The sequence below is a fragment of the Ralstonia sp. AU12-08 genome, assembly GCF_000442475.1.
In the GTDB taxonomy this organism is placed as follows: domain Bacteria; phylum Pseudomonadota; class Gammaproteobacteria; order Burkholderiales; family Burkholderiaceae; genus Ralstonia; species Ralstonia insidiosa.
On record NZ_ASZV01000005.1, the window covers coordinates 67145 to 82616 of the forward strand.

Consider the following 15472-nt stretch of genomic DNA (forward strand, 5'->3'; position numbering starts at 1 on the left):
TTATAAGCAAGAGATAGAGCGCGATCAGGACTTGCTGGCTCGTGCCTGCTGCACCTGTACGGCACCGCGCATGCCGGCTTCGAAATGCCCAGCCTGTAGGCAACCAAACTCGACCGTACCGGCCTGCGTGAAGCGCCAGACGATCTCACCGGTCTGGCCGGGGTCCACAGTGACGGCGTTGGCGTCGGCGTGCTCCATCTCGGGGTGTTTGCGCATCTGCTCAGCGTGGGCGATCAGGTCGGCCGGCGAGCCAAGCGTCATCTCGTGCCGCACGCGGCCGCTGTTGCTGACCTGGAAGCGGATCGTCTCGCCACGCTGCACGGTGATCTGCGCAGGGGTGAAGCGCATGGTGTCGGCCATGTCGACGCGCACGGTGCGCGTGACGCGCGCGGCGTCGCCCGGCTCGCCGATGGCGGCATCGCCGTGGTCATGGCCCCCGGCGTGATTGCCGGATGCGTGCGCAATGGCCACCATTGAGAGGAGCGCGGCCAGGAAGGTGGAACGGATCAGATTGCGTTGCATGTGTGGTCTCGTATTCGAATGCGGTTCAGTTGTCGCTCATTCATCGATGCCGTTGCCGGTGTATTCGTAGGCGACGGTGCCTTTGGGGTGCTTGTACCAACCGGGGTCGGCGTAGCTGTTGCGCGGCAGGTCGCGACGCACCTTCATCACCGTGAACATGCCACCCATCTCGATGGCGCCGAACGGGCCTTGGCCGGTCATCATCGGCAGCGTGTTGTCGGGCAGGGGCATTTCCATCTCGCCCATGTCGGCCATGCCGGCCTCGCCCATGCCCATGTAGTCGGGCACCAGCGCGCTCATCTTCTTGGCGAGGTCTTTCTGCGGCACGCCGATCATGGTCGGCACGTTGTGCCCCATGGCGTTCATCGTGTGGTGCGACTTGTGGCAGTGGAAGGCCCAGTCGCCCGGGTTGTCGGCAATGAACTCGATGGCACGCATCTGGCCGACGGCGATGTCGGTTGTCACCTCCGGCCAGCGCGCGCTGGGCGGGACCCAGCCGCCATCGGTGCCGGCCACTTCAAACGTGTGGCCGTGCACGTGCATCGGGTGATTCGTCATCGTGAGGTTGCCCATGCGGATACGCACGCGGTCACCCAGGCGCACGGGCAGCGGGTCAATGCCGGGAAAGACGCGGCTGTTCCACGTCCACATGTTGAAGTCGGTCATCTCGGCCACGCGCGGGGTGTACGAGCCCGGGTCGATGTCGTATGCAGCGAGCAGGAAGACGAAATCGCGATCGACGCGATGCTGCGCCGGGTCTTTCGGATGCACGACGATAAAGCCCATCATGCCCATTGCCATCTGCACCATCTCGTCGGAATGCGGGTGGTACATAAAGGTGCCGGACTTCTTCATCTCGAACTCGTAGACGAAGGTCTTGCCGGGCGGGATGTGCGGCTGCGACAGGCCGCCCACGCCGTCCATGCCGGCGGGCAGGATCATGCCGTGCCAGTGCACCGTGGTGTGCTCGGGCAGCTTGTTGGTGACGAAGATGCGCACGCGGTCGCCTTCTACGCATTCAATCGTGGGGCCAGGGCTCTGGCCGTTGTAGCCCCACAGGTGGCCCGTCATGCCGGGCGCAAATTCGCGCTCGACGGGTTCGGCCACGAGGTGGAACTCCTTCCAGCCGCCACGCATGCGCCACGGCAATGTCCAGCCATTGAGCGTGACAACGGGGTTGTAGGGCCGGCCATTCGGCGGCGCGAGCGGCGGCTGCGTGGCCGCCTTCGATTGCAACGGCGCTTCGGGCAATGACGCAGCGCCGGCGCGCGAGACCATCGCCGCGCCCAGCATGGCCGCGCCCCCGCCACTAAGACTGCCGAGAAATTGACGTCGGGAAACCATGTTCAGTGTCCTTGGGGTTGAGAGGAGGCGTCGGCCTCGACCGGCGGGAGCTTGCCGCCCAGCGCCATCTGCAGATCGGTCTGCGCGAGCCAGTAGCCGCGCAGCGCGTCGATGTAGCCATTGACGGCATTGACCTGCTCGCGTGCATCGGCCAGCAGCTCGAACACGCTCACGAGCATGCCGTTGTAGCGCAGCAGCATCTCGTCGGAGATGGTCTTGCGTACCGGCACCACCTCGTCGCGGTAGTGGCGTGTCAGGTCATACGCGGTCTGGTAACGCACGTACGACTCACGCACCTCGGAGCGTGCCCGCACGGCCGTGTCGGCAAGTTGATCGGCAGCCTGCATGTAGATCGCCTGCGCACGCGCCACGCGTGCACCGCCCCAGTCGAACAAGGGGATCTCGATGCCGATTTCGTAGCCCGTCTCGCGTGGTTCGCCAGTCTTGCTATTGCGCACGTAGCCGAGGTCCAGCACATTGATGAAGCGCGTGGCTTTCGTCAGCCCCAGTGACGAGGCCAGACCATCGACCTGCAGCTTGCCGGCCTGGATGTCGAGCCGGTTGTGCAGCGCATAGGCCTCGATCTGCGGGAGTTCCGGACGCTCCTTCGGTAGGTCAGGCAGACGCTCGGGCAGCTTGAAACTCGTGTCCGCACCCCACACGCCGAGGTGACGGATGAGCGCTTCGCGTTCGGCTTGGGCTTGTTGGCGCATGCGCGCGAGGTTGGCGGTGGCTTCGGCATAGAAGGCCTGTTCGCGCGCGCGGTCGAGCTTGCTGAAGTTGCCGGCAGCGGCCAGACGCTTTGCAAATTCGGCACCGGCTTCTGCCGCTTGCTGGACCTGCTCGGCGTAACGCGCAGACTGCTCCGCCGCCACGGCGTTGACGTACGCACGGCGCGTATCGGCCACGACCTGCAGCATCTGGTTGGCGACCAGCAGCTTGGTCTGCTCGAAGTAGCGCCCTTCGATACGCGCGGCCACCGGCAGCGTCAGCAGGCTCAGGAACGACAGCGAGAACGTGCGCTCGATCGACAAGTCATCGCCGCTGCGCGTGCGCTTGAAGCTGAAGCCCGGATTCGGCAAGCGGCTGGCCTGCACGAGCGCCGCTTCGGACAGGCCAAGCTCCGCGTACGACGCCTGCAGCCCGCGGTTATTCAGCAGCGCGATCTGCACGGCGTTGTCCATCGTCAGCGGCTGGGCCAGCAGTTCGCGCGTACGCTGGGCGGCGCTGTCGCGGGCTTCGGGTGAGCGCTGCCAGGTCGCGTCCTTGCCGAGCCGGTCTCGCGCCACATCGGCAACGGTCTTGAAGCCGCTGTCCTGTGTGACGGTGGCGCAGCCGCCCAGCAGCAGCACCGCAGCCAGCGCGCCCAGCGCACCTGGTACAAGGCGACGCGTGGAGTGATTCAACATGGCGGCCTCCTCAGTGGTGATGCATGCCGGGCGTGGCGTCGCCGGCAGGCTTGACTGGGGAGACCACGGGCTCGCTCGCGGGCATTGCATGCCCTGCAGGCCCAGCGTGAGCGCCATGTGCGTCGTGTCCGGAAGTAGCGCCCGGCTTTGGGCTGACAGCCGCATTGGTCTCGCGCCACGGCGCGGGGCCAACGTCGCGGTATGCGTGATAGCTATCGAACGTCCGGGGTGCGGACACGGCGGGCACCACCGCCTCCGCATTCAGTGGGTCAGGTGGAGCCGTAGCCGGCGCGGAAGCCGCACCCTGTGCCAATACCCATGGCGACGCGAGTGCCGTCCATGCCAGCAGCGGCGCTGTGGCCATGAACCATCGTGTGAGAAACATGAGAAACCTCGATCAAGCGTAATGACACACGGCCGCGCAGTCATGCACGGTGCCGTGAAACCAGAGGCCAGATCCGTTCTATGAACGGACTGGTGGCGTCAAACGCGAATCGAGGGTGGGCGTTGCAGCGCTTCGGGAATGAAGCTGTGGAAGGCGGTGGAGAGCTCGCGCGGCGCATCGGCCGGCAACTTGAGCAGCGGCACGCCAAGGCTGGCGGCCAGGGGGATGACCGAACCGAGCGAACAGGCCGCGCAGATCGGGCAAGTCTTGCAGTGCGATTGTGTGGGCGATTGCGTGGGCGCTTTTGCGTCGCCGTCGGCGGCCATCGCCTCTTCGTGTTCTTGGCAGGCATCTGCCATAGCGGCGCTGTCGTGCGCAGGCATTGCCATGGCAACGGCCGCCTCGTCCATCGTGCCGGCGCGCACCATCATGGTTGTCGCGGCCATCCCCTGCAGGGGGAGCGCCAGGACAACCAGCCAGAGCAGGAGGCGGGTCAGCAAGCGATGCATGGAAGAAGAATGTCGACCAAAAAGGCGGCCACGAAAGCGGGTAGTGTAGCGCGATGCCATCAATTTTTGCCCAGCGGCGGACAAGACAGCGCACAAAATGGCCCCGGCGCGGCACAATGGCACGCCACAGCGTACCCGTTTCTGCGCGCCGCTTTTCCCCATTTTTTCCAGTTTCAACGCCCCATGAATACGCAATCCCACCAGCTCAGCATGACCGTGCTGATGACGCCCGACATGGCCAATTTCTCCGGCAACGTGCACGGCGGCCACATCCTCAAGCTGCTCGATCAGGTGGCGTATGCATGCGCCAGCCGCTATGCCGGCCGCTACGTGGTTACGCTGTCGGTCGATCAGGTGGTGTTTCGCCAGCCGATCCACGTGGGCGAACTGGTGACATTCCTCGCGTCGGTCAACTACACCGGCCGCACGTCCATGGAGATCGGCATCAAGGTGGTGACGGAGAACATCCGCAACCAGGTCGTGCGCCATACCAATAGCTGTTACTTCACGATGGTGGCGGTGGACGATGACGGCAAACCCGCCGACGTGCCACCACTCACGCCCGCCAATGCGGAAGAGAAGGAACGCTTTGAAGCGGCCCAGCAGCGTCGTGCGCTGCGCCAGGAAATGGAAGCGCGCCACAAGGCCATCAAGGCCGCGTACGGCACGCCGGGTACGTCGGACACGGTCAGCTAAGGCACCATCGGCGGCACGCCTGCCTGCCTACGCAGGCGGCAATGCACTGCAAACCGCATGGCGCCGGGCACTCCCATCGTTATCCACAGGCTTACCCACTGTTTCTGTGGATAAATCATGGTGACTGAACACGCTTGCGCAAACGCACATTAAGCGTGCGCAAGCCCTGCCGACACGATGGCCTCGGTAGACTGGGCCACGATCGGCACCCCGAAGCTCTCAATCGACGACAGCGTCGCGTTGTGGTGGCGCCGAATCAGTTCACCGCTGGCGTGCGGTTTGTCATGCGTCGTATGCGCATCGGCCGCTAACGTGATGGCATAACCCAGGGCGGCAGCCTGGCGAATGGTGGTGTCCACGCAGAACTCGGTGGCGTATCCGCAGACAATCAGGTGCTCGACGCCGAGGCCAGCAAGCAATGCCGCCAACCCTGTGCGTAGAAACGAATTCGGTGTCGTCTTGCGGATCACCGGATCGTTGGGGCGTGCCTGCAAGGTGTCGACGAGGCGCCATGCAGGCGCGCCGTAAGGCAACTCATCGTTGGCCGTCTCGTGCTGCACGAAGATCACCGGCACATGCTCTTCACGCGCACGGGCAATCAGTTGGTTGATGGCAACCAGCACACACTCGGCCTGCGCAGGCGGCGGCGTGAACAAGCCGGTCTGCACGTCGATCACAATCAAGGCGGTCGTCATACGGTTCTATGTCTGTTGTTGGGAGAGCCGCCCCAGAAAGGCCAGCACCGCTTCATTGAACAACTCGGGGCGCTGCAACGGTGCGAAATGGCTCACGCCGGGCAGCATCACAAACCGCGCACCAGGAATCGTCTGCGCCAGATACTGCGCGTGCTCGGGCTGGATGAACTCGTCGTGCGCGCTCTGCACAATGGTCACGGGCACACGAATCGCAGCCAGTTCATCGGCCTTGGCGTTCGGCTGTGTCTGCATCATCTCGGTGACGGCGGCAACGAACGCGTCGAAGTCGCCAGGTGTGGCGGACAGCGCGGCGTAGTCCTGCCGGTGGCGGCTGAAGCAGCGGTCGATCGTCGGCGTCGGCTGGAAAGGCTTGGCACCGCTCGGGTCCATATTGCAGCCGAAGAAGAACACGCCAGCCACACGCTCGGGCGCTTGCATAGCGAGCGTGAGTGCAATGCAGGCGCCATCGCTCCAGCCGACGAAAGCAGCGCGTTCCATGCCTAACGCGTCCATGACGGCGCGCACGTCCGAGGCCATGCACTCGTACGTGTAAGGCCGTGTATCGCGCGTGCTACGACCGTGCCCACGGCTGTCGATGAGAAGCGCACGATAGCCCGCAGCCACCAACGCCGGCACCTGATGCCCCCAGTTGCCGCCGTGGCCGAGCCCACCGTGCAGCAGGATCACCGGTGTGCCGGCGCCAAACGTCGCGTACCAGATGCTGGCGCCGTCATGCGTCACATGGCCTTGCTCTGCTGCTGCCGGCAAAGGCGCTGCACCTTGCGCGGCAAAACGCGTGAGGTCGTCGTCGGTGATGTCCACATCAGCCTCCCTGTCAGGTGCCGTATCCCTGCGCCGCAAACTGCTGCTTGAACCACGAGTAGAACATTGCCGCCAGCAGGATTTCGCGAGCATAGGGAGACCATCCTCGCCACGCAAGTTGTGTTAAGCGCGTTAACACTTGGCACTAGCTGCCGTCTTCGATGCGCACGCCCAATTCGTTGAGAACCTCACGCGCGCAGCGGAATGCCTCGATGGCCGCTGGAGCACCCGCATAGATGGCACTGTGCAGCAGTACTTCGCGAATCTCCACTGCTGTTGCGCCGTTGTTGATGGCGCCGCGCACGTGGCCCTTGAGCTCGGTGCCGCGGCCCAGCGCGGCGAGCATGGCGCAGGTGCAGAGGCTGCGGGTCTTGAGGTCGATGCCATCCCGCTGCCAGGTGCTGCCCCATGCGTGCTCATTGAGCCAATCCTGCAGTGGCGCGGAGAAAGCATCGAGCCCGCTCATCGCCCGCTCCACAAACGCATCGCCCATCACCTGTGCGCGGCGTGCGCGCCCGGCTTCCTTGTCCTGTTCTGCCACGATCCCTCCTCCGTTCTGAAAACCCGTTGCAGGCCGATCATGCTGGCTTGACCAGCAACATCATCAACGCGGTACCCAGCAGCACTGCGCAGAACGCGAGCCGCAAGCGCAACGGCGAGAACTTGTGCGCGAGCGTCACACCCCACGACACGCTAACCATGCCGCCTACCGCCAGCGGAATGCCCGTGCCCCAGTTCACATGCCCCGCGTGCGCATACGTTGCCAGCGCGATCAGCGTGCCTGGCACCACCAGTGCCAGCGCCATGCCTTGTGCGCGTGTCTGTGGCATGCCGAAGAAGGTCACCAGCGCCGGCACAACCACCAGCCCGCCGCCCACGGTAAAGATGCCCGACATCGCCCCGCTGGCGATTCCCATCAGCGGCATAGCCGCGGCTGGCATGGCGCGTGGAGGAGCGTGCTCAGCATCCTTGGCCGCGTCCGGCTTGTCCTTGAGCCGTGAAGCAAAGTACACCGCCAGCGCGATCAGGAACACCGCAAACGCGGTGTGCAGATGGTGCGCATCCAGCCCCGCTGCGAAGCGCGCCGCAACATACGTTGCCGCCATCGAGAACACGCAGATCAACCCCACCGAGCGCAGATGCACCGGATGCCGTTGGTGATACCGCAGGAAGCCGATCAGCACATTGGGCGCAATCATCACCAACGCAGTGCCCTGCGCCAGGTGCTGGTCCATACCGTACAAATAGCCGAGCACGGGAATGGCGATCAGCCCCCCGCCAATGCCCAGCAGCCCACCTGCCACACCCAGGCCCATACCGAGCAGCAGGTTGAACAGGCCGATGAGAACAGCGTGGGACGTCATGCGCGCAAGGAAAGGAAGAGGAGAAAAGCAAACACGGCGGCGCGCCGTGATGAACACAGCGCGCCGCCGGAAGGTCGAGCGGGAAATTGTAGCGTCAGCGTCTCAAGCGATGTGCGCGGCAAAGCCGGATTTGTCGGGCGCGATCTCTGCGCGCAGCGTGAGGGCTGGGATCTCGTAGTCGCCCGCGTTCTGCTGGCGGAATGGGATCGGATCGGCGGTGAACAGCGTATCGAGCCGGTCACCAAGCGCCAGGGTGGTCTGCGCAAAACGCGCATCGTCCATGCGGCCGGCGCGGTGGGTGACGAACGGTGGCAACACATCAAAGCCGGGGTAATGCAGGATGCCGTGCTGGATCGGGAACAGCACATCGTCGATCGGACCATTGATGCCACGTGGGCCGTAGTGCGACTCCCAGCCGCCCGTGGTGACGATCAGCATGGCGCGCTTGCCAGCGAGCGTGCCCTCGCCATAGCGATCGCCCCAATGCGTATCGGAGTGCTCGCCCACGCCGTAGGCAAATCCGTATGCATAGACGCGCTCAACCCAACCCTTGAGGATGGCCGGCATGGAGAACCACCAGAGCGGGAACTGCAGGATCACGGCATCAGCCCACTGCAGCTTCGCTTGCTCTGCGGCAATGTCGGCCGTCTGCAGGCCGTTCTCAAACGCGTGCCTGGAGTCCAACGATGGGTGAAAGTGCTGGCCGATCGGCGCAACGGTGCTGTCGCCTGCGTCGAGCGGGGCCTTCCACCGCATGGCGTACAGGTCCGACACCTGCACCTCGTGACCGGCGGCTTCCAGGCGCTGAACGGCGAAGTCCTTGAGGGCACCGTTGAGTGATTTGGGTTCGGGGTGGGCGTAGACGATCAGGACATTCATGGCAGCAACTCCAATCTGAGAAGGCTCAAGCATGGTGGCCACCAAGGTATATTGGAAATGAATAATCCATATTCCAGGCATAGTCATGAATAATCTCAGACGGCTGGACCTCAATCTTCTGGTGACGTTGGACGTACTGCTGACCGAGCACAACGTCACGCGCGCGGCAGAACGGCTGAACTTCTCGCAGCCCTCCGTGAGCGTGCATCTGGCCAAGCTGCGCGACATCTTGGGAGACCCGTTGCTGCTGCCCGGCCCGCGCGGCATGCGCCCGACCGCTCGCGCAGAGGCACTGCGCGAACCACTGCGGCAAGCACTGGAGGCGTTGGAGCAGGCCGTTGCGCCCGCCAGCCCGTTTGATCCGGCGCACGCCACCAACACCTGGCGCGTGGCCGCTACCGACTACGGTGAATCGACCATCGTGCTGCCAGCGCTCAACACCCTGCGCGACGCTGCACCGGGCACACGGCTGGCCATTCTCGAACTGGTGCCACCGCGCATTGAAAAGCAGGCCGAGCACGGCGAGATCGACCTCGCCTTCCACACCACCGACGGCGCGCCACCCGGCCTGCGCCGCCGCGCGTTGTTCACCGAGCGTTATGTCTTGGTCAGCCGAGCCGGGCACCCGCGCCTCAAGCGCAAGCCGACATTGGCGCAGTTCTGCGCGCTCGACCATGTGATCGTGTCGCCTGATGGCGGCGGGTTCTTCGGCGTGACGGACGAAGCGCTCAAGGCTGCCGGTGCCACGCGACGCGTGGTGCTGTCGGTGCCGCACTTCCTGTTTGTGATGACGGCGGTGGCCAGCACCGACATGGTGGCGATGCTGCCCGAGCGGCTGGTGCGCGGCGCCAGCGCGCTACAGGTGGTCGAGCCACCGGTGGAAGTGCCCGGGTATGAGATGTCGATGCTGTGGCACGAACGGGTGCATCGAGACCCGGCGCATCAGTGGCTGCGGGAGACCGTGGCCAGGTCGGTGTAATCCGCCCCGGGGTCTCTCAGCCGAGGCGTTACAGCCCGACCTTCGGCGCCGTCAGGATCAGGCGCAGCCCAAGCGCGGCAATCGCAACGGCGGCCACGCGGTCTACCCAGGCCTTGGCGCGCAGATACATCTCGCGCGGCACGCGGCTCGAAAAGCACAGTGCGACGATCGTGTACCAGCCGAATTCCACCAGGAACACCAGCGGCGGCAATACGAAATAGCACCACACCGGCGGATGCTGCGGCAGCAGTGCGGCAAAGATACTGCCGTACCAGATCGCCGTCTTGGGGTTGCTCATCTGCGTGGTGATGCCCGTCCAGAACGACTTGCGCGCGCTGCCGGCCTGCGGTGCTACGCGCTCGTCCATGGCGATGGGATGCTTGGCGCCGCGCCAGATCTTCCACGCCATATAGGTCAGGTAAGCGCCACCGGCCATCTTCAGGCCGATATAGAGCCACTCGACAGCTTGCAGCAACGTGTAGAGCCCGGCCAGCGCCAGACCGCCAAAGAAGAGCGCACCCGCGCCCATCCCCAGCGCAGTGGCCAGGCCATCGCGACGCGACAACCCGATGGCGTTGCGCGCCACCAGCACAAAGCTCGGCCCCGGGATCATCGCCCCAAGCAGCAGCGCAACAAGAATGGCGCATACAGCAGCAGAGGCGGTCATCGGGGTCTCCTGGTTGGTCATGCGCAACTTGGGGTGCCGAATTCTCGCATGCCGCTAGCGCGCCCGCTGGCGCCGGGTAAGCGGCCCAGGGGTTGCGGTCGGTGCGATTGCGCCCGACGTGGCCGCCCGCACGATCCGCTGGAACGTCGGGCATTCCATGTGGCTTGGCGCAGGGCAGACCGCTGCGTGCCGCAAGCCGTCGCGCATGGCAGTGAGCCGGCGGATCGTCCGGTCCAGCTCGTCGGCCTTGGCGGCCAGCATCGGCCGGTCGACCTGTAACTGCCCGCCGGGCGCGAACATGTGGGCGATCTCGTCCAGCGAAAAGCCAGCCGCACGCCCCAGCGCAATCAGCGCCAGGCGCTCCAGTACATCGGCGCGGTACTGGCGTCGCAGCCCGCGTCGGCCGGTCGACACAATCAGCCCTTTTTCTTCGTAATACCGCAGCGTTGATGCGGGCACACCCGCGTGCTGCGTCACCTCGGCAATGTCCAGTGCGCTCACCGCTTGACCTCAAGTTGACTTGAACTTGCACAGTGTAGTCCTCGCGCCTGGAGAGCGCGCACAGGACACCCATCATGAAGACCACGCCCCCAACCGACGTCAACCAGGCCGCCCTCTGGAACGGCCACGCCGGACACGCCTGGGTTGCCAGCCAGACGGCGCTCGACCAGATGTTCCAGCCGCTTGAAGACCAGCTTGTTGAAGCGGTGAGCACCCAGCGGGCGCAGCACGTGCTCGATGTCGGCTGCGGCACCGGCAGCACGACGCTCGCCATTGCGCGCCAGCTTGGTGCCAACGGTAGCTGCCTCGGTATCGACATCTCAGCGCCCATGCTGCAGACCGCCCGCGAGCGCGCCCAACGCGAAACGACACCCGCGCGCTTCGTTTGTGCCGACGCACAGACCTATGCCTTCCAACCTGCCGCCTTCGACATGATCGTCTCGCGCCTGGGCGTGATGTTCTTCGACGATCCGGTCGCGGCCTTCACCAACCTGCGGGGTGCCGCACGCGATGGCGCAGCGCTCTGTTTCATTGCGTGGCGCGGCCCCGCCGACAACCCGTTCATGACCGCGGCAGAACGTGCGGCAGCGCCACTGCTGCCAAACCTGCCACCGCGCAAACCCGGCGCACCTGGGCAGTTCGCCTTTGCGGACCGCAGCCGGGTGACCTGCACCCTGGCCGCCAGCGGCTGGACCGATATCGACATCCAGCCTGTCGACGTTGCATGCACCCTGCCCGAGCGAGAACTGGTGCCTTACCTCAGCCGGCTCGGCCCTGTCGGGCTGGCCCTGCAAGAGGCCGACTCGCAGACGCGTACGCGTGTCATCGATGCAATGCGCACGGCGTTCGAGCCTTATGTGCACGGCACAGAAGTCCGCTTCACTGCTGCGTGCTGGATCGCCCGTGCGCGCGCCACGCGAGTGGAGGCGGCACATGACTGAGACCACACGCACACTGCTCTGCGCGCTGCTGATCGGCACCGGAGCCACGGTCGTCATGGACATCTGGGCCATCATCCGGCAACGACTGCTTGGTGTGCCGCCGTTGGACTATCGCCTGGTCGGGCGTTGGCTTGGCCATCTGTTCCGGGGGCGTGTCCGACACCATCCCATCAGCGATTCAGCGCCCATCGCGGGCGAACACGTGATCGGCTGGACGGCGCACTACATCATCGGCATCGCCTTCGCGGGCGTGCTGCTGGCGGGTTGGGGGCTCGACTGGGCGTGTCATCCAACGATCGGCCCTGCGCTCATCGTCGGTATCGGCAGCGTGGCGGCGCCCTTCTTCGTGATGCAGCCTGCCATGGGTGCCGGCATTGCTGCCAGCCGCACGCCACGCCCTGCGGCGGCGCGGCTGCATAGCGTGGTGACGCACACGGTGTTCGGTCTGGGGTTGTATGCGACGGCGTTGGTGATCAGCGTGGCGATGCGTGTCTGCTAACCACCCGATCCCGCGCTATCGCAAGTCACACCGCATGCACAACGCCTTAGTGCGCTCCGCACTGCGGAAGACCATCGACGCGCGCACTTCTGCCGGCACCTTTTCCGCCGGAAACAGCGAGAAACCCCAGCGTGCGAAGTAAGACGGCGCAGTCGTCGACAGGAGATACGCTTCACGGGCGCCGGTACCGCGTGCGCGTAGCAGCAGCGTCTCGATCAGCCGGCTGGCGATACCGCGGTCCCGGTAGATGGGGTCGACCGCCGCCGAGCGGACCACGATGGCGCGGCCGCCTTGCTCTCCCGCCACGCAGCCGATGATGCGGCCCTTGTCCAGGGCCACGTGAAAGGCGTCGATGCTGCCCTGGGTGTCTTCTGCGGGCAGCCCGCAGCGCCTGAGGAGCGCGGCGACATCGCTCCAATCATCGAGCGAAGCCTGGCGCAGATGAATGTCGTCGGTCTGCATGTGGACGTGGTCTCCGGGAGCGCGCTCGCCGGCAATGCACTACCTGCGGCGCGCTTCTATCGTCATGCGGCAAACTGTTTTGCCGCGCCCTTCTTCAAGCCTTCTGGGGTATGAGGCCACCGTCGAATAGGTGCGCGTCCAGACTAGCATCCAGACCCGGCAGGAAAAAAGAAACCCGTGCGCCGTCTACGGACATCGATCGGTCCCGGCGCATCAGCCGGGTTGCCCGCACGCGTCACGCAAACGCGTTCTTGCTGGCTTGGCAGGCGGGTTCCGGGAACGCGGCCCCAGGCAATCAGGGCAATCCCGTCCACCATCTGGATAGCATTGCAGCAACAACATCACGCCGCTGGAACTTCCACCATGCATCGAGCCCCCTTGACCTGCCCGTCATGACCCGCATTGCGCCCGCACGTTAGCGCGTCAGCACCTGCGGATTGATCATGTTCACCGGGGCGCCGGCCTCGTACGCGAGGATCTGCCGGAAGACGTCGGTGAACTGCAAGTCCCACTCTTCGTAGGTGACATAGCCGATGTGCGGTGTGCACACGACGTTGGGCATTGTCAGCAGCGGATGCGTGGTGTCGGTCAGCGGCTCCTGCTCGAAGACATCGAGCGCCGCCATGCCGGGGCGGCCAGCCTGGAGTGCGGGCACCAGGGCGTTGGGTTCAATCAGACCGGCACGGCTGGTATTGACCAGCAGAGACCCGCGCTTCATGGCTGCCAGATCCGCGGCAGTCACGATATTGCGGGTGGCGTCCACCAGCCGCATGTGCAGCGAGACAACATCACAGGCCGAGAAGAACTCGCCCTTCGAAGCGGCCGTCTCGTAGCCATCCTGACGCGCACGCTCCAACGATTCCGGGCGCGCCCAGACCAGCACGCGCATCCCGAAGGCGCGCGCATACCCTGCCACCTCCCGGCCGATGCGCCCATAGCCAAAAATGCCGAACGTCTTGCCACGCAAGGTATGACCGACACCACACTGCCAGCGCCCCTGCCGCATCGACTCCACCTGCTGCGGCAACTGCCGCATGGCGGCCAGCACCAGCGCCCAGGTCAGCTCGGCCGCCGCATACGACGGCGTGCCGGCATGCAGGTCTGAGCAGACAAGCACACCGTGCTCGGTACAGGCGTTGATATCGATATGCGGGTAGACGCTGCGCTGGCTGATGAGGCAGAGCCTGGGCAAACGCGCAATCAACTCACGGCGGATGGTCGTGCGCTCGCGAATCAGGACCAGGGCGTCGGTGTCGGCCAACCGTTGTGCAAGCACATCGGTGTCCTCCACGTGATCCGTCCAGACGGTCACCTCGTGACCTTCTAGCAGGGCATAGCAAGGCAGCCGGCGGAGGGTATCGAACCAGTCGTCGAGGATGGTGATGTGCATCGCGGGCGCAGGAGACGTGGCAAAAGCGGGCAACGGAAAACGTTCTCGGGAATCTTGCGCCGCGCCTCCCCCGCTGTGAAATGAATTCGAGGCGCCGGTTGATGCACGAAATCTATGAATCCACGCACGGCGTCAATGCTCTGTTTCGCGTAAGCGCGCGCTGCGTCGGTTTCCGACAACGCTCTCCGGCAATCCCAGCGCATTTGCGCAATCTGTATTTGCCGGCGGCACGGCGCCCCGGTAGAGTTTTCAGCCAATGGGCGAGCGCCCAGAACTTTGGCAAAACCGGAGTGATCCGGCGACGCAAAGCTATAGGGACTTCCAGACGGTGAACCGCCAGGAAGTCAGCCAGTTGCCCGCCGACCCGCAATGGCGGCGGGCCAATTGACGGACGCAGATTTCTGCGCCGTTAGGAGGCACACAATGAAAAAGACAGTCACGGGGGGGCGCACGCCCGCATTCGCCACGCGTATCGTGGCGCGTTTGGTAGCACGTTCGGCGCGGGTCTTCGGATCAGCCGTTGCCTTTGCGGCATGCGCACTGGCAGGCGCATCGCACGCCAGGGCAGAGGGCCTGCTGGTACCGGCCTACATCTACCCATCCGGCAGCGGTGCAACGCAGTGGAACACGCTCGCCAACACGGCGCGGTCGGTACCGACCATCGTCATCCTCAATCCCAATAGCGGCCCGGACACCACGCAAGACCCGAATTACGTTGCCGCGGTGGCAAAGGTGCACGCCGCGGGCGGCAAGGTGATCGGCTACGTGTCGACTTCCTATGCAAAGCGGGCGTTGTCGGCCGTGGTGCAGGACATCCACACCTACCTGGCGCTGTACCAGGTCGACGGCTTCTTCATCGACGAGATGACTGCCGACAGCGTGACCGCACACGTGCAGTTCTACCAATCGGTCTACAACTACATCAAGGGTCTGTCCCCCGCGTACACGGTCGTTGGCAACCCGGGCACCAACGTGCCGGAAATCTACGCCAGCCTGCCGGTGGCGGACCAGATCGTCACGTTTGAAGACAGCGCGCACCACTACACCAAGTACGCGCCGCTGGCCTGGCAGGCCAACTACCCGGCCAGCCGCTTCGCGCATATCGTGTACGCCGCATCGGCCACGCAAATGCAGACCTTCATGCGCGGCGCGTCTGCCAAGGATGTAGGCAGCGTGTATTTCACGTCCAAGACGCTACCGAACCCGTATGGCGCACTACCAAGCTACTGGAGCCAGGAAGTCTCGGCTGCGGCCGCTGCAAAGTGATCCTGGCAGGTTGACGCGCCCGGCAGTTGTGCTGGCGCGTCAGGGCTGACCACCCCACGGCGCGTGCCCTGACGGCCAGCGCGCGGGAGAAGGCGGCGCCGTGCCGTCACAGACAGTGACAGGCGATGACCGGTCGGTAGCG

19 protein-coding genes and 1 riboswitch are annotated in these 15472 nt (G+C 64.9%); of the genes, 5 read left to right on the forward strand and 14 right to left on the reverse strand.

All coding sequences use genetic code 11. The features are described 5' to 3' along the window. Nucleotides 1–24 precede the first annotated feature (24 nt). The 5 genes from C404_RS33255 to C404_RS33270 form a co-directional block, all read right to left on the reverse strand. Nucleotides 25–522, reverse strand: a complete 498-nt coding sequence (locus C404_RS33255) for a cupredoxin domain-containing protein (protein ID WP_021193013.1) — start codon at nt 520–522, stop codon at nt 25–27. Nucleotides 523–558: 36 nt separating this feature from the next. After that, complete coding sequence (locus C404_RS33260; RefSeq protein ID WP_031328775.1) at nt 559–1866, reverse strand: multicopper oxidase family protein; 1308 nt, start codon at nt 1864–1866, stop codon at nt 559–561. A 2-nt stretch (nt 1867–1868) separates the two neighbouring features. Continuing rightward, entirely contained in the window at nt 1869–3275 is a 1407-nt protein-coding gene (locus tag C404_RS33265) for a TolC family protein (RefSeq protein ID WP_021193015.1), read from the reverse strand. 10 nt (nt 3276–3285) lie between these two features. Next, nucleotides 3286–3660, reverse strand: a complete 375-nt coding sequence (locus C404_RS59050) for a hypothetical protein (RefSeq protein WP_080981232.1) — start codon at nt 3658–3660, stop codon at nt 3286–3288. Nucleotides 3661–3758: 98 nt separating this feature from the next. Then, nucleotides 3759–4346, reverse strand: coding sequence for a DUF2946 family protein (locus C404_RS33270; RefSeq protein ID WP_232317438.1), 588 nt, complete (start codon nt 4344–4346; stop codon nt 3759–3761). A gap of 6 nt (nt 4347–4352) precedes the next feature. On the opposite strand from C404_RS33270, the gene C404_RS33275 reads away from it, so the two are divergent. Next, a complete protein-coding gene (locus tag C404_RS33275; RefSeq protein WP_021193017.1) occupies nt 4353–4865 on the forward strand; it encodes an acyl-CoA thioesterase in 513 nt (170 codons plus the stop codon). 149 nt (nt 4866–5014) lie between these two features. On the opposite strand, the gene C404_RS33280 is transcribed toward C404_RS33275, so the two are convergent. The 5 genes from C404_RS33280 to C404_RS33300 form a co-directional block, all read right to left on the reverse strand. Next, nucleotides 5015–5560, reverse strand: coding sequence for a cysteine hydrolase family protein (locus tag C404_RS33280; protein WP_021193018.1), 546 nt, complete (start codon nt 5558–5560; stop codon nt 5015–5017). Nucleotides 5561–5566: 6 nt separating this feature from the next. Next, entirely contained in the window at nt 5567–6382 is an 816-nt protein-coding gene (locus tag C404_RS33285; protein ID WP_021193019.1) for an alpha/beta fold hydrolase, read from the reverse strand. Nucleotides 6383–6527: 145 nt separating this feature from the next. Next, nucleotides 6528–6923, reverse strand: a complete 396-nt coding sequence (locus tag C404_RS33290; RefSeq protein ID WP_021193020.1) for a carboxymuconolactone decarboxylase family protein — start codon at nt 6921–6923, stop codon at nt 6528–6530. A gap of 37 nt (nt 6924–6960) precedes the next feature. Then, a complete protein-coding gene (locus C404_RS33295) occupies nt 6961–7746 on the reverse strand; it encodes a sulfite exporter TauE/SafE family protein (RefSeq protein ID WP_021193021.1) in 786 nt (261 codons plus the stop codon). A gap of 102 nt (nt 7747–7848) precedes the next feature. Then, the gene (locus C404_RS33300; protein WP_021193022.1) at nt 7849–8625 is read right to left on the reverse strand and encodes an NAD(P)H-dependent oxidoreductase; all 777 of its coding nucleotides are present in this window, start codon (nt 8623–8625) and stop codon (nt 7849–7851) included. Nucleotides 8626–8710: 85 nt separating this feature from the next. Here C404_RS33300 and C404_RS33305 point away from each other — a divergent pair, with 85 nt between their 5' ends. Continuing rightward, nucleotides 8711–9604, forward strand: coding sequence for a LysR family transcriptional regulator (locus tag C404_RS33305; protein ID WP_021193023.1), 894 nt, complete (start codon nt 8711–8713; stop codon nt 9602–9604). A gap of 28 nt (nt 9605–9632) precedes the next feature. Here C404_RS33305 and C404_RS33310 read toward each other — a convergent pair whose 3' ends face one another. Together C404_RS33310 and C404_RS33315 are read right to left on the reverse strand one after the other, a co-directional pair. Continuing rightward, nucleotides 9633–10271, reverse strand: coding sequence for a LysE family translocator (locus C404_RS33310; protein ID WP_021193024.1), 639 nt, complete (start codon nt 10269–10271; stop codon nt 9633–9635). A 54-nt stretch (nt 10272–10325) separates the two neighbouring features. Next, a complete protein-coding gene (locus C404_RS33315) occupies nt 10326–10772 on the reverse strand; it encodes a helix-turn-helix domain-containing protein (protein ID WP_021193025.1) in 447 nt (148 codons plus the stop codon). A gap of 74 nt (nt 10773–10846) precedes the next feature. Between C404_RS33315 and C404_RS33320 the strand changes: the two genes are divergently transcribed. Beyond that, nucleotides 10847–11713: a class I SAM-dependent methyltransferase gene (locus tag C404_RS33320; protein ID WP_021193026.1), complete on the forward strand. Its 867-nt coding sequence runs from the start codon at nt 10847–10849 to the stop codon at nt 11711–11713. Beyond that, complete coding sequence (locus tag C404_RS33325) at nt 11706–12212, forward strand: DUF2938 domain-containing protein (RefSeq protein ID WP_021193027.1); 507 nt, start codon at nt 11706–11708, stop codon at nt 12210–12212. The genes C404_RS33320 and C404_RS33325 overlap by 8 nt, the downstream gene beginning before the upstream one ends. Before the next feature lie 15 nt (nt 12213–12227). Here the strand turns inward: C404_RS33325 and C404_RS33330 are convergent, their stop codons facing one another. Further along, nucleotides 12228–12674 carry a GNAT family N-acetyltransferase gene (locus C404_RS33330; protein WP_021193028.1) on the reverse strand — a complete coding sequence of 149 codons (447 nt, stop codon included), beginning with the start codon at nt 12672–12674 and terminating at the stop codon, nt 12228–12230. Between the two features lie 415 nt (nt 12675–13089). Beyond that, nucleotides 13090–14064: a D-2-hydroxyacid dehydrogenase family protein gene (locus C404_RS33335; protein WP_021193029.1), complete on the reverse strand. Its 975-nt coding sequence runs from the start codon at nt 14062–14064 to the stop codon at nt 13090–13092. A gap of 268 nt (nt 14065–14332) precedes the next feature. Then, nucleotides 14333–14424: riboswitch (cyclic di-GMP riboswitch) on the forward strand. Between the two features lie 63 nt (nt 14425–14487). Here C404_RS33335 and C404_RS33340 point away from each other — a divergent pair. Beyond that, entirely contained in the window at nt 14488–15330 is an 843-nt protein-coding gene (locus C404_RS33340) for a spherulation-specific family 4 protein (protein WP_021193030.1), read from the forward strand. The last annotated feature ends 142 nt before the right edge of the window (nt 15331–15472 follow it).

Excerpts from the sequence above, each read along its gene's own strand:
- C404_RS33305 (WP_021193023.1), top strand. The coding sequence starts at position 8,711 with ATGAATAATCTCAGACGGCTGGACCTCAATCTTCTGGTGACGTTGGAC.
- C404_RS33295 (WP_021193021.1), bottom strand. The coding sequence starts at position 7,746 with ATGACGTCCCACGCTGTTCTCATCGGCCTGTTCAACCTGCTGCTCGGT.
- C404_RS33325 (WP_021193027.1), top strand. The coding sequence starts at position 11,706 with ATGACTGAGACCACACGCACACTGCTCTGCGCGCTGCTGATCGGCACC.
- C404_RS33310 (WP_021193024.1), bottom strand. The coding sequence starts at position 10,271 with ATGACCGCCTCTGCTGCTGTATGCGCCATTCTTGTTGCGCTGCTGCTT.
- C404_RS33300 (WP_021193022.1), bottom strand. The coding sequence starts at position 8,625 with ATGAATGTCCTGATCGTCTACGCCCACCCCGAACCCAAATCACTCAAC.
- C404_RS33340 (WP_021193030.1), top strand. The coding sequence starts at position 14,488 with ATGAAAAAGACAGTCACGGGGGGGCGCACGCCCGCATTCGCCACGCGT.
- C404_RS33275 (WP_021193017.1), top strand. The coding sequence starts at position 4,353 with ATGAATACGCAATCCCACCAGCTCAGCATGACCGTGCTGATGACGCCC.
- C404_RS33265 (WP_021193015.1), bottom strand. The coding sequence starts at position 3,275 with ATGTTGAATCACTCCACGCGTCGCCTTGTACCAGGTGCGCTGGGCGCG.
- C404_RS33335 (WP_021193029.1), bottom strand. The coding sequence starts at position 14,064 with ATGCACATCACCATCCTCGACGACTGGTTCGATACCCTCCGCCGGCTG.
- C404_RS33320 (WP_021193026.1), top strand. The coding sequence starts at position 10,847 with ATGAAGACCACGCCCCCAACCGACGTCAACCAGGCCGCCCTCTGGAAC.
- C404_RS33280 (WP_021193018.1), bottom strand. The coding sequence starts at position 5,560 with ATGACGACCGCCTTGATTGTGATCGACGTGCAGACCGGCTTGTTCACG.
- C404_RS59050 (WP_080981232.1), bottom strand. The coding sequence starts at position 3,660 with ATGTTTCTCACACGATGGTTCATGGCCACAGCGCCGCTGCTGGCATGG.
- C404_RS33330 (WP_021193028.1), bottom strand. The coding sequence starts at position 12,674 with ATGCAGACCGACGACATTCATCTGCGCCAGGCTTCGCTCGATGATTGG.
- C404_RS33255 (WP_021193013.1), bottom strand. The coding sequence starts at position 522 with ATGCAACGCAATCTGATCCGTTCCACCTTCCTGGCCGCGCTCCTCTCA.
- C404_RS33260 (WP_031328775.1), bottom strand. The coding sequence starts at position 1,866 with ATGGTTTCCCGACGTCAATTTCTCGGCAGTCTTAGTGGCGGGGGCGCG.